This is a genomic window from Ectopseudomonas composti (assembly GCF_900115475.1).
Classification (GTDB): Bacteria; Pseudomonadota; Gammaproteobacteria; order Pseudomonadales; family Pseudomonadaceae; genus Aquipseudomonas; species Aquipseudomonas composti.
Window position 1 is genome coordinate 87,138 of sequence record NZ_FOWP01000011.1, and the last position, 20,757, is coordinate 107,894.

Genomic DNA, 20,757 nt, shown 5'->3' on the forward strand with positions numbered 1-20,757 from the left:
ATGGCCATTGCAAGTCGCTAGGCTGGGTTCAGATCGAGCCCGCTGATGCTTAAATAGACTTCCAAGAATAGGCCGATGACAGATCTTTCCCGCTTGCCAGGTTTTTCCTACGCGCCGGCCACACCGGCGGAGGCGCGTTTCTATCGTCCGCCTCTGCCGGCAGGGCATATGCCGCGACCCAGGTTGTGCGAGCGTCTCGAAGAAGGTCTGCAGGGGCGCTTGCTGCTGGTCAGTGCGGCTGCCGGCTTTGGCAAGAGCTCGCTGGCCATCGAGTTCTGTGAGCGACTGCCGGATCACTGGCGCAGTCTGTGGCTCGGGCTGAGTGAGCGCGATCATGACCCGGGGCGTTTTCTCGAGCGTCTGTTGCAGGGGCTGCAGCAGTTCTATCCTGGTCTGGGTGAGGAAGCGCTAGGTTTGCTGAAGATGCGCCAACGCCATCAACCCTTCGCATTCGAACAGTGGCTCGACGGTTTGCTCGATGAGCTGACCCAGCAACTTGACGATGGCCAGCCGCTGTTGTTGGTATTGGACGACTACCATCTAGCGCAGGGACCGGTGCTCGACCGATGCCTGCAATTTTTTCTCAACCATCTGCCTCCCGGCGTGCTGCTGTTGGTCACCAGCCGTCAGCGGCCTGACTGGCATCTGGCGCGCTTGCGCCTGTCGCGACAGCTTCTCGAACTCAACGAGCAGGATCTACGCCTGACCGCAGCAGAGCTGGACGCACTGCTGGCCAGTCAGGGCGCACACCTTGAGCAGCAACAGGTCACTGGGATTTTGCAGCGCAGCGAGGGCTGGATCGCTGGTTTGCGCCTGTGGTTACTGGCCGTCGAAGAACTGGCTGAAGCAGACGAGGGATTGCAACTGCACGGTGGTGAAGGGTTGATTCGTGAGTATTTGCTCGAGGAGGTCATCGAGCGACAGCCCGCCGAGGTGCAACAGTTTCTCTACGACACCGCCTGCATGGAGCGCTTCTGCGCTGAACTGTGCGACGCGGTTCGTGACAGCCATGACAGCGCCGCGATCATCCGCCAGCTACAGGCCAACCAGGTATTTCTGGTGCCGCTGGACGAGCAGGGGCACTGGTTTCGTTATCACCATCTGTTTTCCGATCTGCTCAATGCGCGCCCCGCCGAGGGTTTGAGCCGTTCGCGTAGCGGTGCTCACCTGCGCGCCTGCCGCTGGTTCGCTGCGCAAGGCATGCTGGATGCCGCCATTGAGCAGGCGCTACTGGCCGGGCAGGCCGATGTCGCCGCCAGTCTGGTACAGAACCTTTCCGAGGAGCAGATGCTGGCGGAGCAGAACATCGCCATGCTGCTGCGCTGGAAAACCAACCTGCCGGACGATCTGCTGGCCAGTACGCCACGACTGATCATGCTTTATGGCTGGGCACTGGCATTGGCCTGCCAATTGGACGCTGCACAGGAGCTGCTCGATCAGCTCAGCCGTTTCCTGCCAACTGCCGACCCGGTCGCCCAGCGCAGCCTGTTGGCGCAGTGGCAGGCGCTCGACGGGGTCATCGCCCGTGGCCGTGGCGATGGCGTTCGCGCCGAGCAGCAGTGCAGCGAGGCACTGACCGGCTTGCCGGCGGAGCGCTACGGCCCGCATTTCATGTGCTTGTCGGCGTTGTCCAACCTGGCCATGGTGCGCGGCGACCTGTGGCGTGCACGAGGGCTGAATCGCGATGCGCTGGAATTGGCGCAGCGTATCGATAATCCCTTGTTAGAGGCGCTTGCCCATTATGAGCGCGCCCGCGTGCTGCAGGCCCGCGGCGAAGTGTTGCGCGCGCAGGAGGAGGTGCATCAGGGGCTGCTGCTGGCGCAGCGCTTGCCTGCACAACGCAGTTACTCCGTGCGTGCGCGGTTGATGATATATGAGGGCTATCTGCTCAGTCTGCGCCTGCAGCCTCAAGCCGTGGATTGCTTGCGCAAGGGGATTGCCGAAGCTCGTGCCTGTCGCGACGTTGGCGCGTTGATCGGCTATTGCGTGCTGGCCAGCCTGGAAGGACGTGATGGGCGGCCTGCCGAGGCATTTGCCTTGCTCGGTGAGGCTGAGCGCCTGATGCATGTCTGGGATGTGCCGGCGATTTACTACCTGGCGATGATCACGCTGATCAAGTGCGAGCTGTGGTTGCGGCAAGGACAGGTCGAGCTGGCGGCCGCCTGGCTGCCGCAATTGGCGGAAACCTATGGTGAGCAGGGGCGAGCGCTGGCGCCGGAGTTTCACCCGCAGTTGGCGCTGCACATCGATCTGCAACTGGCAGCACTGGAGCGCCTGCAAGGCGGGCTGGAGAATGCCGAGCGCCGTCTGCGCGCGTTGCAGCAGCGTGCGCAGGGATTGGGTGGCCAACTGGTTGGCTTGATGGCGCAGGCGCAGCTCGCGCAATTACTCAAGCAGACCGGCCGCGAGCGAGAGGCTCAGCAACAGCTCGATAGTTGTCTGGACCTTGCTCAAGGCGGTGCGCTGCTGACCTTCATCGAGCTGTTGCAGCATCAGCCGCAGTGGCTGCGTGAGCGTCTGCAGGGGCGTACTGCCTGCCTGGTACGCGACGCCTTGCTTGGGCAGTTGCCGGCAGCGCAGCGGTTCGAAGAAGTATCCGAAATTGAGGAAGGTCCGCTCACCGAAAAACTCAGCGGCCGCGAGCTGGCCGTGTTGCGACTGATCGCGCGTGGTTGCTCGAATCAGGAGATCAGCGAGCAGTTGTTCATTTCACTGCACACGGTCAAAACTCACGCCCGCCATATCAACAGCAAACTTGGCGTCGAGCGGCGCACTCAGGCCGTCGCTCGTGCCAAGGGGCTTGGCCTATTGCGTTGAGGTCGGTGCCGACAGATCCAGTGTCGGCGCCTTCACCTCTGGCTTCACGGGTTGCGCCAATTTGCGTTGTACATCCTCATGAATCATCTGCAGCACTGGCAGCAAGGCCGCCATGTCCTGGCCGACCTGTGGGTAACGATGGCTTGTGCTGAGTTTTTCGATCCGCACCAGCAGCTGAGTTTGCACATCGGCGGGTAGATGCACGAACAGTTCCGGCAACTGCTGACTCAGTTCGGCGCTGTACAACAGCAGTTCGTCGCGGCCGAAGGCCTGGGTCAGTTCCAGGTAGTCCAGCGCGCTGCCGCTAAGCATGGCGGCTGCCGCCTTGGTCTCCCGCAGTCCTTGCAGGCGCACCGGGTTGCCCTGTTCGCTCTGCGACAGCGTCATCCAGAACTCGGTGGTGAGGGTGAAGAGTATGGCCTGCTGGCGCAGCGAGTAACTCATCAGGCCCAGGGCTTCGGCGGCGTAGGGCTGCTGTTTGGCGCGAAAGTCGAAGTACAGGCGCATCAGCTCCTTGAGTTCGAACAGCACCTCACGGGCCTCGTTCTGGCGCAGCTCCAGTGGCGCATAGATGTTCAGTTGCGGGCGAAAATTTTCCGGCGAGACCATGCGCTCATAGATCGGTCCGGTGAATTCGCCACTGCGCCGCGGCAGCGCGTTGGCCTGGGTGCTGTCGACCTGCTCCAGGGCTTCGCGCAACTGCCGGTAATCGCCACTGCGCCACGGCTTGTGAATATCCGGGATGCGTTGGCCAAGGTAGAACAGCTCGGCGGCTCCAAGCGGCGGCAGCCAGACCAGCAAAAGGATGGCCAGCGGCCAGAACAGGCGACGTGCTAGGGTGGATGACACGATGAATATCCGCGGCTAGAGGCGGCTCCAGAGTAATCAGCTCGCGGCGCCACGTCACCCGCGCCTTGGTTGGGAAGCAGCATGGACGAGTTGGCCGAGCACGGTGCGATACGCGCGGTTTTCGAGGACCTGGGCGGTTATGGCGCACTCGCCTCGCAGCAGGGCGGAGCTGGCGAGGGCCCGTTGATTGGCCACTTGCAGCGCACCAACATTCAACTGGCAGCGATTGCGGTATTCGCTCGCAAGGGGCTGGAACAGGCGACCGTTAATGACCTGCTGGACGCCGCGCAGGTATCGCGACGCACCTTCTACAAATACTTCGCCAACAAGATGGAGGTGCTCGAAGGCATCTACCAGACCTCGGTGGCGCTGCTGCTGGCGCGCTTTCGCGAGATGCAGCAGGTCGCTGGCAGCCCGCAACAATGGCTGAGGGCGATGGTCGGGCGCTTTTTCGATTATCACCTGGCCGTTGGGCCAATCATCCGCCTGATGCAGGAAGAGGCACTGCGCGCGCAATCGCCACTGGCCGCCCATCGTCAGCGAGCACACCAGGAAATGTTGCGCCTGCTGGTCGAGCGCCTCGAACCGGAGCTGGCGCCACGTGACCCCCTGGTCTATCAGGCGCTGATCTGGGCGCTCGAAGCGGCCTCTCTCGACCTGCTCGGACGCCGTGCCAGCCGTGAGGAAATCGAGCGGGCCAAGATGGTGCTGGCGGATCTGCTGATCGCCTCGCTGTGCCCGCGCACCTGAGAGCCTGCCGTAACCTGAACGTGCTGTCATTGCTGCCTGAGATGGCCCATCAACAGACCCAAGGTTGGGCTCTATCGGGCGGCGGGCCATGCTCTGATGCGGGTACCTACAACAAGATTCGAGGTATCCCGCATGACCGCCAACAGCCTGTCCCTGCAACCACCGCTGGCTGCCGGTTTCGCCCGTCTGGGCTTCGGCGCGCTACCGCTGGAGCGCCTCAAGGGGCGCTATGGTAATGCTGCCGAAGGCTCGCGCTATATCGAACTCGACGGTTTCAACATCCACTACCGTGACGAAGGATGCCGCGACAAATCGGCATTGGTACTGATTCACGGTGTCGTCGCCTCGCTGCACACCTGGGACAGTTGGGTGCAGGCGTTCGCCTCGGATTACCGCATCATCCGCTTCGACGTGCCGGGGTTTGGCCTGACCGGTCCCGCGCGCGACGGCCAGTATTCGGCCGAGCGCATGATCCGCGTGCTTGGCCTGTTGCTCGATTACCTGCAGGTGGACAAGGCGGATATCGCCGGCAACTCTCTTGGTGGTTACATCGCCTGGAATTTTGCCCTGGCGCAGCCGCAGCGCGTTGGCAAGCTGGTACTGATCGATCCGGCCGGCTACCCCATGCACAAGGTGCCGTGGATGATCGCCGCCGCCGCGCTGCCCGGCGCCACCGTCGCCATGCCGATGTGGATGCCGCGCGCGCTGATCGCCCAGGGCATCAAGGAGGTCTACGGCGAGCCAGGGCGGATCAAACCCGGTGTGGTCGAGCGCTACTACGACCTGTCGCGACGTCCGGGTAACCGCCGCGGCATGATGGAGATCTTCCGTGTGCTGCTGAAGGTCAACAAGGAGGAACTGCACACGACGCCTGAGCGGGTCGCGCAAATCAAGGTGCCAACGCTGCTGATGTGGGGCGAGCGTGATCGCTGGATTTCGCCCAAGCACGTGCCGCTGTGGCAGCGTGATCTGCCGGGGATTCAGGTCAAGGTCTACCCGGGTGTCGGGCACATCCCCATGGAGGAGATTCCCGAGCAGAGCGCCGCCGACGCGATGAGATTCCTGCGAGGTTGAATCAAAGCTGCAAAGGTCCGGAGCACATCCGGGCCACGAAAAAGCCCGGACAGGTTCCGGGCTTTACTTGAAACGTTAATCTCAGGCAGCGCTGGCCTGAACCTGTGGGGGGCCGTCGAACTCCACGCGGGCGGTGTGGAGCAGGTCCAGGTTGTTGTGCTCCCAGGGATGGAAGCCATCTTTGAAGAAGTCCAGGTACGTGCGGATCAGCGGGCGGAACACGCCTTCCTTGCCCCACATCCAGCGGATGCCGTCGCGCCACACGCGCCAGTTCCACAGCAGGCCGTCGACCTTGAGCATGTGCGCCAGGCCGCGCGTGGTGTCGAGCACGAAGAAGAAGGTGCCCATGAGCATCGCCCGGCGCAGCAGCTTGCGGCTGCCACACACCTGGTTGTAGACATCGAAGGCCACCGCCTTGTGCTCGGTTTCCTCCAGCGCGTGCCAGCGCCACAGGCGGGCCAGGGTCGGATGAGCCTCGGCCATGTAAGCATCATTTCTCAGCAGGCCATCGGCCATGATCGCGGTGATGTGTTCCAGCGCCGCGGTTGCGGCCAGTTGCCGCTGCGGCGAGAACTTCTTCTGCGTGTAGCGGATGCGTGCGCGGGCACGTTTCTCGATGCGTTCGACGTTGTAGCCCAGGTCGCGCAGACGCTGGCTGTACTCGAGATGCTCGCGGCTGTGATGGCCCTCCTGGCCGATGAAGCCGCGAATCTGCTCCTTGAGTACCGGGTCGTCGATGCGGTCGCGGAACTGGCGCACCGAGTCGATGAAGAAGCGTTCGCCATCGGGAAACAACACCGACATGGCGTCGAATAGATGGGTCTTGAAGGCGTCGCCGCCGTTCCAGTGGCGCGGCAGCGGGTTGGGCAGATCGAAATCCATGTGTCGGGGGCGAATCTGCAATCCTTCCGGTGTGGTGCTGGCCATGAGGGCTCCAATGCGCGGTTTGACTGGCGTTCACTATGGGCGTCATGCGCAGTTGGGCACAGGTTCGTAACAGCCAAGGTGACAGTCATATCTGGCCAAAGCGCGGTTCCAGTAAAAAGTTGGGGTGGCAGCGCAGCGGCGAACACGGATTTGCTGAGTTAAGGTTGGTGATCAGGACGGTCATTTGCGGCCAGCCAACAGAACAACGAGCCCATGAAGCACACCCTCAACTTTACTGCCGAACTGGTGCCTGTGGCCTACGCCGAGGCACTCCTGGCGCTGGCCGAAGAGCTCGGCCTGGCGCGTGCCGAGCTGTTCGTCGCGGCACGGGTCCGCCCCGAGGTGCTGGGCAGCCCCAATGGCCGACTGTCCTTTCTCGACTTTCACCAACTGACCCAGGCCGCGCTGGAACGCTGTGGCGAACCGGCGCTTGGCCTAGTTTTGGGGCAGCGCCTGAACGTCTCTACCCACGGCATTCTCGGTTACGCGGTGCTGTCCAGCGCCAACCTGGGCAAGGCCCTGCAGTTCGCCCTGAAGTACTACCGGGTGCTGGGGCTGGCGTTCGAACTGGAGCTGGTCGAGCAGGGCGAGGACATGCAGCTGCGTGCGGTCGAGTCCTTTCCCATGGGGCCGCAGTCACGGTTCGCGGCCGAAGGGCTGCTGACTAGCATCCACACCATCGCCCGTTTTCTGCTCGGCGAGGAGTTGCAGGGCGTGGCTGTCGGCTTCGCTTATCCTACGCCGGAGTATGCCGAGCGCTATGCCGAGGTATTTGGCGTGGCGGCGCAGTTCGAGCAGCCCTATCACTGGCTGCGTTTGCCCCGACATTACCTGCAACGGCCGATGGCCCTGGCCAACCCGGCCACGGTGCAGATGTGCGAGCAGCAATGCGAGGCGCTGCTGGCCAGCCTCGACGTGCAGGATGGCCTGCTCACACGGGTGCGCCGTCTGCTGTTGGCGCGTCCCGGTGACTTTCCTGATCTGGAAAGCGCCGCGAGCGCCTTGTACACCAGTGGCCGCAGCCTGCGCCGGCATCTGGCGCAGATGGGCACCAGTTACCAGCAGGTGCTCGACGACGTGCGCAAACGCCTGGCCCTGCAGTACCTGACCACCACGCATTTGCCGTTGTATGAAATCGCCCAGTTGCTGGGCTTCAGCGACCCGTCCAACTTCCGTCGTGCATTTCGTAAATGGACCGGTAAACTGCCCGGCGATTACCGCAACGAGGCCACCTGATGACTGCCGCCGAACGCCCCGCCCTGATCCGCGAAACCTTCCCTGTCGGGCCTTTGCAGTGCAACTGCACGATCATCGGCGATCCGCTCACGAAAAAGGCCATCGTGGTCGATCCGGGCGGTAATCCCGATCTGATCATGGCGCGTCTGGAGGCCCACGGCTTGAAGGTGGTGAGCATCATCCATACCCATGCGCACCTCGATCACTTCCTCGCCTCGGGGCAGATGAAGGAGAAAACCGGCGCCACCTTGCATCTGCACAAGGAAGACCAATTCCTTTGGGACAACCTGGAGATGCAGTGCAGCATGTTCGGTGTGCCTTACACGCCGGTGCCGGCGCCGGACAAATGGCTGGCCGATGACGAGGAGCTGGCCTGCGGCTGCGGTGTGGCGCTGCATACGCCGGGGCATACGCCGGGTTCGATGAGCTTCTGGTTCGAGGACGCCAAGCTGCTGATCGCCGGTGACACCCTGTTCCGCCGCGGTATCGGCCGTACCGATCTGTGGGGCGGCGATTACGCCACCATCGAGCGTTCGATCAAGCAACGCCTCTACCGCCTCGACGAGGACGCCACTGTGGTCACTGGCCATGGCCCGGACACTCGCCTGGGTGACGAGATGCGCGAGAACCCCTTTATTCGCGCATGACAGGGCACTAATGGTGGTGTGAGAACTCAAACAGCCATCACCCACCGTTCATGGAGATTCCTTCATGTTCCGCCTGTCCGTTATTGCCCTTTGCACCTCTGCGCTGCTGCTCGGCGGCTGTGCCTCACAGAACCCCTATGATCAAAGCGCGCCGAGCTCCAATCGCACTGCGACCTACGGTGGCCTCGGCGCGCTGGCCGGTGCGGCTGCCGGTGCGCTGATCAACCACGATAACCGTGGCAAGGGCGCGCTGATCGGCGCCGCCGTGGCCGGCGCTGCCGCGGCCGGTTACGGCTACTACGCCGACAAGCAGGAAGAGGAGCTGCGCCGCAGCATGCAGGGCACCGGGGTCGAGGTGCAGCGACAGGGCGATGTGATCCAGCTGATCATGCCTGGCAACATCACCTTCGCCACCGACTCCGCGCAAATCGCCAGCAGCTTCTATCAACCGCTGAATAACCTGGCCAATTCCTTCCGCCAGTACAACCAGAACAGTATCGAGATCGTCGGTCATACCGATAGCACTGGCTCGCAAAGCCACAACATGGCGCTGTCGCAGCGACGTGCGCAAAGCGTGGCCGACTACCTGCTGGCACAAGGTGTCGACACCAGCCGCCTGAGCACCCGTGGCATGGGGCCGGACCAGCCGGTGGCGAGCAACGCCACGGCAGATGGTCGTGCGCAGAACCGTCGTGTCGAGGTGACGTTGCGCCCCCTGCCTGGCGTGCAGTGACGCGCCTGTACCAGGCAGACCTGCTCTAGATCGCAGTCCTCATCCGCCCAGGCTGATAAGCTTGGGCGGAACTTCATTGCGCCCTGGCGTCTCGAAGACTGTGGCATGTCTGCCCGATACCAGAAGAAATACTAAGGAATCCTTATGAAGACCAGACGTAATCTGATCGCAGCAACTGCGCTCATGGCCATGCTGGCTGGCTGCACCACCAACCCCTATACCGGCGAAAGTCAGGCTGGCAAAGCCGGCGTCTACGGCGGCATCGGCGCAGCCACCGGCGCCGTGATCGGCGCTGCGACGTCGAGCAAGAAAGACCGCGCCAAGGGTGCCCTGATAGGTGCAGCCGTTGGTGGTGCTACCGGTGGTGGTTACGGTTATTACGTCGACACTCAGGAAGCCAAGCTGCGTCAGACCTTGCAGGGCACTGGCGTGCAGGTACAACGCAATGGCGATGATCTGAAACTGATCATGCCGGGCAATATCACTTTCGGTAGCAACTCGGCGGATATCTCCAGCAGTTTCTACCCGACCCTCAATTCGCTGGTACTGGTGTTCAAGGAGTTCAACAAGAACGGTGTGAACATCGTCGGTCATACCGACAGTACCGGCTCGCAGGAGCTGAACCAGAGCCTGTCGCAGCGTCGCGCGCAGAGCGTGGCCAATTACCTGACCGCCAATGGCGTGCCGGGCCAGCGCATCTCTGCATACGGCGCGGGCCCGAGCCAGCCGATTGCCAGCAACGCCACCGATGCGGGGCGCGCGCAGAATCGCCGCGTCGAGATTAACCTGCGTCCGCTCTAGGGCCGGATTGCGTTGCACGAAGCCTCCCTCCGGGAGGCTTTTTTATGTCATCGATAATCAGCGCTATGGATGCTTTTCAGCGAGACGCTAGAAGGCGTTTACGCCAATCCTCCTGACCGCCTGTCGCGTCTCTTCTGGCAAAAGGCCATCCATTAAAAACCTGACTAGACTGCTTGCTGTGGTTCTGTGAAGTCCGCGCCCGGATGCCCCGTGCGCGTTGGTTCTGGATGACCGAAGGAGCGCGAATGGACAACAGAGCTGTCGAGCGGCCGCCAAGGCCCTGGACGCCGCTGCTGGTTGCACTTGGTCTGTTGGTTGGGCTGGGCGGATTGATTTTCTGGCAGTGGAATACCCTGCAGGAGCGTGAGCAGGAGGGCAGTCAGCATCGCTTTGCACTCGAAGCACAGGATATTGGCCAGCGCGTGATGGCGCGCATGCAGGCCTACGAGATGGTCCTGCGTGGTGTTTCGGGGCTGATGACCGGGAGTGACCGGGTTTCACCCGTCGAGTGGGAGCGAGCACTGGATCAGCTGCAGTTGCAGGATCGTTATCCAGGCATCCAGGCTGTCGCCTGGTCGCGCTACCTGAGTCAGGCGCAGTTGGGTGATTTTCGCGCGGAGTTGAAGGCGGAAGAGCGCTCCGATTATCAGTTGTTCCCCGAGGGGGAGCGCGAATACTACCTGCCTATCGATTACGTCAGCCCTCTGGACTGGCGCAACCGGCGTGTGCTCGGTTTCGATATGCTCAGCGAGGCGATCCGCCGTCAGGCCATCGAGCGCAGCCTCGAAAGCGGTGATGCCAGCTTGAGCGGGCCGGTGGTGCTACGTCAGGAAATCGATGTCAACGTGCAGCAGGGGGTGCTGCTGTTTCTTCCGGTTTTCCGTCCTGGTGTGCCACTCAACACGGTGGAGCAACGTCGCGCTGCGTTGCTTGGAACGGTGCACGGCGCGTTTCGTAGCCATGACCTGATCGAAGGCATCCTCGGTAGCCAGACTCGACTCTTCGATATTGTCCTCAAGGATCAGCAGGCTCCCGATGCTGATTTTCTCGGTGGCACAACCCAGACCAACGACTGGAAGCCGCGTTTTCAGAGTCATATGGAATTGCCGCTGTACGGCCGCATATGGGGCCTGGAGGTGATAGGCACGCCTGAGTATGAGCGCAGTCTGGCGGATCGTACCGGTACGCTTGGGCTCTGGGCCGGGCTAGGCGCAACGCTGTTGTTGTCGATTCTGGTCGGCGGCTTTCTCTATCAGCGTGATCGCAAGCTGCAGATCAGTGAACGGGCCACTGTAGCCCTGCGCGAGCGTGAAGAGCGCTTTCGACTGCTGGTCGAGCGTCTGCCGGTCGCGACCCTGCTCTGCGACGACAAGGGTCGCATCGAGATGGCCAATCGCAGCGCTGCCGAGCTGTTCGACTGCCCGCTCAATGCCTTGCCGGGTGAAACTGTTCTGCGCGTGCTGCCCAATATCGAGTCGCCGAAAGATCTGCAGGAGCAACTGGCCGAAAGTGACGAACGTATGGTGCGTACGCTGCGCGGCGAGTCGATTCCGGTCAGCATCAGCCTCAACCCACTGCATGAAGGCAGCAGCTACCTGATCAACCTCGTCGACCTGCGTGCACGCAAGGTGGCCGAGGAGCGTTTCCGGCTGGTGGTCGAAGCCTCGCCCAACGCGATCGTGCTGGTCGATGGGTTGGGGCGCATTGCCATGGTCAATCGGCAGACTGAGCTGCTGTTCGGCTACGAGCGCCAGATGCTGCTCGGTGAACCGGTGGAAATGCTGTTGCCAGCCGCGCAGCGCGGCAGCCATGTGGCAATGCGCCGAGGCTATCAAGCGATGCCCGAGCAGCGCCGCATGGGAGGGAACCGCGAGCTGTTCGGTCAGCACCGCGAGGGTCGCATGATCCCGCTGGAAGTTGGCCTGTCGCCGATACGCAGTGGTGACGAGAATCTGGTGCAGGCGGTGATCATCGACATCAGCGAGCGTAAGGCGGCCGAGCAGAAGTTGCGTGAGCAGGCCGAGCAGTTGTTGTTGGCCAACCGCTACAAATCCGAGTTTCTCGCCAACATGTCCCACGAGCTGCGCACGCCGCTCAACAGCATCCTGATTCTCAGCGATCAGTTACGGCAGAACCTGGCAGGCAATCTCACCGAGAAACAGACCAAGCACGCGGACATCGTGCACCGCGCCGGCGGTGATCTGCTGCAACTGATCAATGACGTACTGGATCTGGCCAAGGTCGAGTCCGGGCGCATGCAGCTCAAGCTCGAACCGATCAACATGCAGGACGTGCTGGTGGAACTGGATGCCAGCCTGCGCCCGATGGCCGAACTCAAGGGCCTGCGTCTGCACACCCAGTTGGAGGCCGGCGTACCGCGCGTCATCCACACCGACCGCGTGCGCCTGCACCAGATCCTGCGCAACCTGCTGTCCAACGCGCTGAAGTTCACCGATCAGGGCGAGGTCACCTTGACGGTCGGCAGCCAGGGACGGCAGGACGATGAGCGCGAACTGGTGAGTTTCAGCGTGCATGACACCGGCATCGGCATCGACCCCGCGCAACACGAGCAGGTATTCCAAGCCTTCCAGCAGATCGACGGCTCTACCAGTCGGCGCTTTGGTGGCACCGGGCTGGGACTGGCCATCACCCGCCAACTGGTGTTGGCGCTGGATGGTGATATCAGCCTGCAAAGTGCGCCGGGGCAGGGCTCCACCTTTACCGTCCGCCTGCCGGTTCAGGCCGGTTCGCTCAATGTCGAGGCGCCCGTCGAGGGGCCACAGCGTGCCGGGGAAGGTCCGCCGCTGCTGATCATCGAGGACGACGCCAATTTTGCAGCGGTGATCGCCGAGGAGGCTCACGCCCATGGTTTTTCCAGCGTGCACTGCCGCACCGGGCTGCAGGCGTTGGGGCTGCTGCAACAGGAGTCGTTCAACGCGGTGATCCTCGACATCCTGCTACCCGATCTCAGTGGCTGGCAGTTGTTTCGGCGTTTACGTGCCCAGCCAACCCATCGACACACACCGGTACACATCATCTCCTGCGTACCACAACCGGCAGGGTGGAACGATGACGGCACACGCTACCTGGTCAAACCCATCGGCCGCGACGAGCTGGAGCAGGTATTCATCGAGCTGCAGCACGGTGCCCAGCAGGAGCAGGCTCTGCTGTTGGTGGAGGATGTCGAAGTCGAGCGTGAGCATTACCGCGAGCAACTGACGGAGCTGGGTTTTCAGGTCAGTGCCTGTGCCGATGGCGAGCAGGCGCGTACGGCCTATGCGCAGGGACAGTTCTGCGCGCTGGTGATCGACCTCGACCTGCCGGATCAGGACGGTTTCGCCCTGCTCGACAGTCTCAACCAGCTGCGCCCATTGCAGGGCACGCGCGTGGTGATCAATACCGGCGTCGATGTTACCCAGCAGACCCTGCAGCGTTTGCGCCGCTACAGCGCCGTCGTGGTGCGCAAGCATGGCGACGATACCGACGCACTGTGCCAGGCAGTACAGGGCTTCCTCGGTGACGTGCGTGCGCCGCAGGCGGCCCATGCGCGGCTCAATCCATTGCAGGGCAAGCGCATCCTGCTGGTGGATGACGACGTGCGTAACGTCTATGCGCTGACGGCGCTGCTGGATGAAGTGGGGCTGCGCGTCAGCTCCGCCAAAGACGGCATCGAAGCCATCACCGCCTACCAGCGCGACCCGTTCGACCTGATCCTGATGGACATGGCCATGCCCAACATGGATGGCTACACCGCCACGCGCCTGCTCAAGCTGGAGCATGGCTGCGTGATCCCCATCATCGCGCTCACCGCCCATGCCATGAAGGGTGACCGCGAGAAATGCATCACCGCTGGCGCGGACGACTACATGGCCAAGCCGATCAAGCGCGATGAGCTGCTGGCGCTGCTGGAGCGCTGGCTGGGCATGCCGGTCATGCCTTCGTCCGGTGATGGGCTAATCTGATGGCAGGAGTGAGTGGTGCAGGGCAGATGGACAGGGGAGTGATGATGGTCCAGGCGCAGAATAAGACCGCCGCCGTACCCGCCAAGCAGGTGCTGCTGGTGGTGGATGACCGTATGGAGAACCTCGAGGCCATGCAGGCGCTGCTCGAGGACGGAGAGTGGCAGCTGCGCTGCGCCAGTTCCGGTGAAGAGGCCCTGCGCTGTCTGCTCGAAGAGGACGTCGGGCTGGTCTTGCTAGATGTGCAGATGCCAGGCATGGATGGCTTCGAAGTCGCTCGCCTGATGCGTGGTAATCCGCGTACGCGGCTAACGCCGATCATCTTCGTTTCCGCCATTTCACAGACCCATGATGCCGTGCTAAGAGGCTACAGCTCTGGCGCTGTGGACTTCGTGCTCAAGCCGTTCGATCCCAGCGTGCTGCGCCACAAGATCCAGAGTCTGCTGGAGCACGAGCACAATCGCTGCGAGCTGCAGGTGTTGTCCCAGCAGCTCGAGCGCGCTAGGGCATTCAATGCGTCGGTGCTGGCCAATGCGGCCGAGGGAATTCTGGTGGTCGGCGAAGACGGTCGTATCCAGTTCGCCAACCCCGCCATGGCGCATATGCTCGACGGCGAAGTGGCTGATCTGGAAGGTTCCGACCTGTTGTCTTTCCTCAAAAACCCTGCCAGCGACGGCGGCTGGCAGCAGTCCGAGTTCTACCTGCACTTCAAGCGTGAGGCCACCTACCGCGTACACGAAGCAATGATGCATACGCTCAACGGTGGTTGTTTGCCGGTGGCGCTGTCTTGCTCGCCTCTGCCGCGACAGCAGCGCGCCATGGTGGTGATCGCCCTGGACATGTCGGTGGTGCGCAACCTGCACGCGCAGCTGGAGTCGCAAGCGGTGACCGATTCATTGACCGGTCTGCTCAATCGGCGCGGCTTTCACCTGGCGCTGGAGTCGGCGCTGGCGCGTATCGAACGCAGCGGCCAGCGGGTCGCCGTGCTGTACCTGGATCTGGACGGCTTCAAGCGTATCAACGACTCGCTCGGCCACGATGTTGGCGACCAACTGCTACGCCGCGTGGGCGAGCAGCTCAAGGCCTGCCTGCGCCCCTATGACAGCCTGGCGCGCATCGGCGGTGACGAATTCACCGCGTTGCTGGATAACCTCGGCCATCCTGAGGACGCCGCCAAGGTCGCGGAGAAACTGATCGAACTGGTCTCGGTGCGCCACACCCTCGATGGTGTGGATTTCACCCTGGGGGCCAGCGTTGGTATCGCCTGTTTCCCTGAGTGCGGGCAGAGCGTCGAGGGCCTGTTGCGCTCCGCCGATATGGCGATGTACGAGGCCAAGCGCGCGGGGCGCCAGCAGTACCGCTTCTTCTCTCCAGAGATGAACGGTCGCGCGCGGTCACGGCTGATGCTCGAAGAAAGCCTGCGTCACGCCATCGAGAACGACGACTTCATGCTGGTCTATCAGCCGCAGTTCCAGCTCGAGACCGGGCGCTTGCGCGGTTTCGAGGCCTTGCTGCGTTGGCAGCATCGGGTCGCCGGTACCGTGGCGCCCAACGTCTTCATTCCGCTGCTCGAAGAAACTCGCCTGATCAACCGCCTCGGTGAGTGGATCTTCCGCGAGGGCGCCAGGCAACTGGCTGCGTTCAAGCAGCAGTTCGGTGAGGACATGGTGCTCAGCCTCAATGTCAGCCCGGTGCAGTTCGGCATGCCGCAATTGGTGACCGATCTGCAGCGCGTGCTCGCTGCCCACGGTTTGAAACCCAGCCAACTGGAAGTGGAGGTGACCGAGAGTGCGCTGATGCAGGACCTGGAGCTGACCCAGGCGCAGCTACGTCATCTGCGCGAACTTGGGGTGAAGATCGCCATCGACGACTTCGGCACCGGCTATTCGTCACTGGCGTATCTGCGTCATTTCGAGCTGGACACGCTGAAGATCGACCGCCTGTTTATTTCCAACATGCTCGACTCACCGCGTGATGCCGCAGTGGTCAGTACCATCATCGACCTGGGTCATCATCTGGGCCTGGAAGTGATCGCCGAGGGCGTCGAGACCCAGGAGCAGCGCGAGTGGCTGACGCAGCATCACTGCAGCGTCATGCAGGGCTTTCTGGTAGCACCTGGCGTGCCGGCCAGCAGCGCCATGCAGGTGCCGGCGCAGTTGGACTGGAGCAAGTTGCCCCTGCCACGTGCTTGATTGGCAGTGTGTCGCGCACGGCGCACCCTAGGGTCTGGGTTACGCCGAACCGTGCAGGCTGGCGAGTTCAGCGTCCTTCTCTTCCCATAGATGGTTGACCCACTGCTGGAAGGCCAGGCGGTAATCCTCGTCCTGATCGTAGTTGCGGCCGATGAACTCGCGCGGAATGTCGACCTGTTTGAAGATCACCTGCACGGCATCCAGACGACCGCAGAGCAGATCCCAGAAGCCTGGCACGCCATGCGGGTAATGGATGGTGACATTGACGATGGCATGCAACTGTTCACCCATGGCATCGAGCACGAAGGCGATACCGCCAGCCTTGGGCTTGAGCAGATATTTGAATGGCGATTGTTGCTGTGCATGTTTGGTCGGCGTCAGGCGGGTGCCTTCGAGGAAGTTGAACACCGCCACCGGGTTGGTCTTGTAGCGCGCGCAGGCCTTGCGCGTTGTGGCCAGGTCCTGGCCGCGCTTTTCTGGATACTTGGCCAGGTATTCCTTGCTGAAGCGCTTCATGAAGGGGAACTCCAGCGCCCACCAGCACAGGCCGATCACCGGGACCCAGATCAGCTCCTGTTTGAGAAAGAACTTCAACAGCGGCATGCGCTGGTTGAGCAGGTACTGCAGCACCAGGATGTCTACCCAGCTCTGGTGATTGCTGGTCACCAGATAGGAGTGGCGGGTATCGAAGCGCTCCAGGCCCTGGACGTTCCATTCGATATGGCCGACCAGGCGCATCCAGAATTTGTTGATGCCGATCCAGCTTTCGGCAATGCCGTGCATGACGAAGCGCAGCGCGCGCTGGATCGGGGCGAACGGCAGCAGCAGTTTGAGCAGGGCGACGATGAACAGCGGCCAGCACCAGAACAGGGTATTGAAAGCCAGCAGCAGGCTCGTGATCAGGCCGCGCAGCGGCGCGGGAAGAAAGTGCAGCATCGGGCGAACGCCTCCGTAAGCAGGCTGCACGCCCGGCGGGCAGCCTGAAAAAGGGGCTTTCTCTGCGCCCCATAGTCAGTCGAAAGAGCTGCGGCATTCCGTGCAGCGAGCTGGTTCGGCGCCAAGGTTAACGGTTGTGCACTGACCTGCAAGTGCCAGTGATGACCATGTGGTTTTGTTTGCTCGTAGGGTGTGCCGGCTGTTCTGACCGGCGCGCACCATTGTTTTCATGCTGCACGCACGGCGCACCCTACAGCTGCTTCAACTCGGCAGATCCGCCGCCTGGATCGCCGTCAGCGCGATGGTGAAGACGATATCGTCGACCAGCGCGCCGCGCGATAGATCGTTCACCGGCTTGCGCAGGCCCTGCAGCATCGGCCCGACGCTGATGCAGTCGGCGCTGCGCTGTACGGCCTTGTAGGTAGTGTTGCCGGTGTTCAAGTCGGGGAATACGAACACCGTGGCACGGCCGGCCACCGGGCTGTTCGGTGCCTTCTGCCGACCCACGCTCTCGATGGCGGCGGCGTCGTACTGCAGCGGGCCGTCGAGCAGCAGGTCGGGGCGCTTCTCGCGGGCCAGGCGAGTGGCTGCGCGTACTTTCTCCACTTCCTCGCCGCTGCCGGAGTCACCGGTGGAGTAACTGATCATCGCCACGCGCGGCGGGATGCCGAAGGCCTGCGCCGACTTGGCGCTTTGCAGGGCGATCTCCGCCAGTTGTTCGGCGTTCGGATCCGGGTTCACCGCGCAGTCGCCGTAGACCAGCACCTGATCCGGCAGCAGCATGAAGAACACCGACGAGACCAGGTTGTAGCCGGGAGCGGTCTTGATCAACTGCAGTGCCGGGCGAATGGTGTTGGCGGTGGTGTGGATGGCGCCGGAGACCAGGCCGTCCACCTCGTCCAGGGCGAGCATCATGGTGCCGAGCACCACGGTGTCTTCCAGTTGTGCCTCTGCCATCGGCGCATTGAGTCCCTTGCCCTTGCGCAGTTCGACCATCGGCTCGATGTAGCGTCCGCGAATCAGGTCCGGGTCGAGGATCTCCAGGCCATCCGGCAGTTCGATGCCTTGCGCGCGCGCCACGGACTGCACTTCGTCCGGCTTGGCCAGCAGTACGCAGCGAGCGATGCCGCGTGCCTGGCAGATAGCGGCGGCCTGCACGGTGCGCGGCTCGGCCCCTTCGGGCAGGACGATGCGCTTGCCGGCGGCCTTGGCGCGTTGCACCAGTTGGTAACGGAAGGCGGGTGGGGACAGGCGCAGCTCGCGCGGCGTGCCGCAGCGCGCGCTCAACCAGTCGTGGTCGATATGCCCGGCCACGAAGTCGGAGACCTTCTCCGCGCGCTCGCGGTCATCCAGCGGGATTTCCTTGTTCAGGCGGTTGAGGTGCGTGGCGGTGTCGTAGGAGCCAGTGGCTACCGTCATCACCGGCAGGCCGCTGGCCAGGGCGCCCTGGCACAGTTCCATGATGCGCGGGTCGGGAGCGAAGTCGCTGCACAGCAGCAGGCCCGCCAGCGGCACGCCATTCATCGCTGCCAGGCAGGCGGAGAGGATGATGTCGTCGCGATCACCCGGTGTCACCACCAGGGTGCCGGGCTTGAGCAACTGCACGCTGTTGGCCACGGCACGGGCGCAGAGCACGATCTTCATCATGCGCCGTTGCTCGTAGTCGCCGGCGTTGAGGATGCGCGCCCCGAGCAGTTCGGCGACGTCCTTGGTGCGCGGGGCGTTCAGCTCATCGAGCCATGGGATGCAACCGAGTAGGCGGAAATCGTTGCTCTTGAGTAGTGGTGAGAGCTCCTGCAGGCGTTCGGTGAAGGCGGTGATGCCGTCGTCGCTGCGCACCTTGTTGAGTATCACGCCGAGTACCTTGGCATCTTTTGGCCCGCCGAACTGCTGGGCCTGGATCTCGATACGGTCGCACAGCTCGGTGAGGTTCTCGTCCTCCGGGGCGCTGACCAGGATCACGTCGGCATCCAGGCTCTTGGCCAGGTGCAGGTTGACCCGCGCGGCGTAGCTGGCGTGGCGTGTTGGCACCATGCCTTCGACGATGACCACATCTTTGTCGACGGCCGCCTGCTGATAGAGGCTGATGATCTCCTCCAGCAGCTCATCCAGCTGGCCGTCACCGAGCATGCGCTCGACATGGCTGAGCGGTAGCGGCTTGGGCGAGTTCAGGCCGTGGGTACGGGCGACCAGTTCACTGGAGCGCTCCGGGCCGAGGTCGCCGGCATGTGGCTGGGCGATGGGCTTGAAGAAACCGACCTTGAGGCCGCTGCGCTCAAGCGCACCGACCAGGCCGAGGCTGATGGAGGTAAGGCCGACACCGAAACCGGTGGGGGCGATGAAGAAGGTATGCATGAAAAAGCCTCAGTCGAGCAGGGCAAGGGTGTCGAGGGCGATCTGCCGCTCTTCATTGGTCGGCACCACCAGCACGCAGGTGTGGCCGTCGGCCTGAATGGCACCGGCGACGCCGCGTATGCAGCGGGCGTTGGCCTGAACATCGAGTTTCAGGTTGAGCAGGCTGAGATGTTCGAGTGTCTTGCTGCGGATCAGTGCCGAGTTCTCGCCGATGCCACCGGTGAAGATCAGGCCATCAAGGCGACGCAGTGCACAGCTCATCGCCGCCAGGGACTTGGACAGGCGATAGCAGAACACCTCGATGGCCAGGGTGGCGCCGGCGTGACCCTGTTCGCGGGCCTGTTCCAGTGTGCGCATGTCGTTGGACAGGCCGGACAGGCCGAGCAGGCCGCTGTCCTTGTTGAGCAGGGTGTCGATCTGTTCCAGGCTCCAGCCTAGGGTGCGCGCCAGGTGGCTGTGCAGATTGGGGTCGACATCGCCGCTGCGCGTGCCCATCACCAGGCCCTCCAGCGGGGTCAGACCCATGCTGGTGTCGCGGCTGTGGCCGTTTTCCACGGCGCAGGTGGAGCTGCCATTGCCCAGGTGTGCGACCAGCCAGCTGCTGGCGTCGTACGCCAGGTTGCTCATCTGCGCGGCCTTGCGGCTGACATAGTGGTGGCTGGTACCGTGGAAGCCATAGCGACGCACGCCGTGTTCGGCATAGAGCGCCTGTGGTACGGCATAGCGGTAGGCGTGCTCGGGTAGGCTCTGGTGGAAGGCCGTGTCGAAAACGGCCACCTGCACCAGGTCCGGAAACAGCTTCATCGCCGCCTCGATACCGAGCAGGTTGGCCGGGTTGTGCAGCGGCGCCAGCGGCGCGACATGGCGGATCGCCTGCAGGCTGGTGGCGTCCAGGCGAGAGGCGCCGGAGAAATGCTCGCCGCCGTGCACTACGCGGTGGCCGATACCGTGCAGCTCGCCGGCTGCGGCCTGCTGCGCGATGGGTAGCAGCTGCGCCAGGGCCTGGCGGTGGTCGGCATTCGGCAAAGCCTGGCTGTCCTTGTACTCGCCCTGTTGCCAGTGCAGCACGGCCTCAGGGCTGCCGAGACGTTCGGCCAGGCCGCTGACAATGAAAGTTTCCTGCGACTCGTTGACCAGGGCGAACTTGATCGACGAACTGCCGCAGTTGATCACCAGAATGTTGCGTGCAGACATTTAAGCTTCCTTGAATTCATCGTGCGACCGATCCATGGCGCACCAGCCACAGGGGAAGAGGCTGCCCAGCCTGATGTGGCGCTGCTCGGGATCGAGTACCCAGAGCCGATTCTGCCAGGGCGGTCGGTGGCGTACATGCTGAGTATGACCACAAGACAAGACTGCCACCCAGTCGCCGTGCTCGTCCTGACGAAAATCAACGATACGTACGGCCCGTTTGTCTGGGCTCGGGTCGCAATCCAGGCTGGCGTTGGTTAAACTTGCGCGTTCATTTATCTTTCGCAAAA

At 62.8% G+C, this 20,757-nt stretch carries 15 protein-coding genes; 9 read left to right on the forward strand and 6 right to left on the reverse strand.

Annotation, left to right across the window (positions count from 1 at the left end):
• The first annotated feature begins 75 nt into the window (after positions 1-75).
• A complete protein-coding gene (locus BM059_RS18725; RefSeq protein ID WP_074940898.1) occupies positions 76-2,817 on the forward strand; it encodes a winged helix-turn-helix domain-containing protein in 2,742 nt (913 codons plus the stop codon).
• Here the strand turns inward: BM059_RS18725 and BM059_RS18730 are convergent.
• Positions 2,806-3,666: a hypothetical protein gene (locus BM059_RS18730; RefSeq protein WP_074940899.1), complete on the reverse strand. Its 861-nt coding sequence runs from the start codon at positions 3,664-3,666 to the stop codon at positions 2,806-2,808. The two genes, BM059_RS18725 and BM059_RS18730, sit on opposite strands and share 12 nt — an antisense overlap.
• Positions 3,667-3,747: 81 nt before the next feature.
• Between BM059_RS18730 and BM059_RS18735 the strand changes: the two genes are divergently transcribed.
• Both BM059_RS18735 and BM059_RS18740 read left to right on the forward strand, forming a co-directional pair.
• The gene (locus tag BM059_RS18735; protein ID WP_036998994.1) at positions 3,748-4,416 is read left to right on the forward strand and encodes a TetR/AcrR family transcriptional regulator; all 669 of its coding nucleotides are present in this window, start codon (positions 3,748-3,750) and stop codon (positions 4,414-4,416) included.
• 132 nt (positions 4,417-4,548) lie between these two features.
• A complete protein-coding gene (locus tag BM059_RS18740) occupies positions 4,549-5,490 on the forward strand; it encodes an alpha/beta fold hydrolase (RefSeq protein WP_074940900.1) in 942 nt (313 codons plus the stop codon).
• A gap of 81 nt (positions 5,491-5,571) precedes the next feature.
• On the opposite strand, the gene BM059_RS18745 is transcribed toward BM059_RS18740, so the two are convergent.
• Entirely contained in the window at positions 5,572-6,417 is an 846-nt protein-coding gene (locus BM059_RS18745) for a metal-dependent hydrolase (protein ID WP_074940901.1), read from the reverse strand.
• A gap of 213 nt (positions 6,418-6,630) precedes the next feature.
• Between BM059_RS18745 and BM059_RS18750 the strand changes: the two genes are divergently transcribed.
• From BM059_RS18750 to BM059_RS18775, 6 genes are all read left to right on the forward strand, one after another.
• Positions 6,631-7,653, forward strand: coding sequence for an AraC family transcriptional regulator (locus BM059_RS18750; RefSeq protein WP_074940902.1), 1,023 nt, complete (start codon positions 6,631-6,633; stop codon positions 7,651-7,653).
• Positions 7,653-8,300, forward strand: coding sequence for an MBL fold metallo-hydrolase (locus tag BM059_RS18755; protein ID WP_036998988.1), 648 nt, complete (start codon positions 7,653-7,655; stop codon positions 8,298-8,300). Before BM059_RS18750 ends, BM059_RS18755 begins: the two co-directional genes overlap by 1 nt.
• Positions 8,301-8,364: 64 nt before the next feature.
• Positions 8,365-9,033 carry a YiaD family glycine zipper/OmpA-like lipoprotein gene (locus tag BM059_RS18760; protein ID WP_036998986.1) on the forward strand — a complete coding sequence of 223 codons (669 nt, stop codon included), beginning with the start codon at positions 8,365-8,367 and terminating at the stop codon, positions 9,031-9,033.
• A 144-nt stretch (positions 9,034-9,177) separates the two neighbouring features.
• Positions 9,178-9,834 (forward strand): YiaD family glycine zipper/OmpA-like lipoprotein, encoded by a 657-nt coding sequence (locus tag BM059_RS18765; protein WP_036998984.1) that lies wholly within the window; start codon positions 9,178-9,180, stop codon positions 9,832-9,834.
• A 245-nt stretch (positions 9,835-10,079) separates the two neighbouring features.
• A complete protein-coding gene (locus BM059_RS18770) occupies positions 10,080-13,796 on the forward strand; it encodes a response regulator (protein ID WP_074940903.1) in 3,717 nt (1,238 codons plus the stop codon).
• A gap of 44 nt (positions 13,797-13,840) precedes the next feature.
• A complete protein-coding gene (locus BM059_RS18775) occupies positions 13,841-15,985 on the forward strand; it encodes a putative bifunctional diguanylate cyclase/phosphodiesterase (RefSeq protein WP_074940954.1) in 2,145 nt (714 codons plus the stop codon).
• A 39-nt stretch (positions 15,986-16,024) separates the two neighbouring features.
• Here BM059_RS18775 and BM059_RS18780 read toward each other — a convergent pair whose 3' ends face one another.
• From BM059_RS18780 to BM059_RS25670, 4 genes are all read right to left on the reverse strand, one after another.
• Positions 16,025-16,921, reverse strand: a complete 897-nt coding sequence (locus BM059_RS18780; RefSeq protein ID WP_074940904.1) for an acyltransferase — start codon at positions 16,919-16,921, stop codon at positions 16,025-16,027.
• Between the two features lie 261 nt (positions 16,922-17,182).
• Positions 17,183-19,276, reverse strand: a complete 2,094-nt coding sequence (gene pta, locus BM059_RS18785; protein ID WP_074940905.1) for a phosphate acetyltransferase — start codon at positions 19,274-19,276, stop codon at positions 17,183-17,185.
• 9 nt (positions 19,277-19,285) lie between these two features.
• The gene (locus tag BM059_RS18790; RefSeq protein WP_074940906.1) at positions 19,286-20,470 is read right to left on the reverse strand and encodes an acetate kinase; all 1,185 of its coding nucleotides are present in this window, start codon (positions 20,468-20,470) and stop codon (positions 19,286-19,288) included.
• Positions 20,471-20,638: a DUF3565 domain-containing protein gene (locus BM059_RS25670; RefSeq protein ID WP_244154430.1), complete on the reverse strand. Its 168-nt coding sequence runs from the start codon at positions 20,636-20,638 to the stop codon at positions 20,471-20,473. It lies immediately after the preceding gene.
• Between the last annotated feature and the right edge of the window lie 119 nt (positions 20,639-20,757).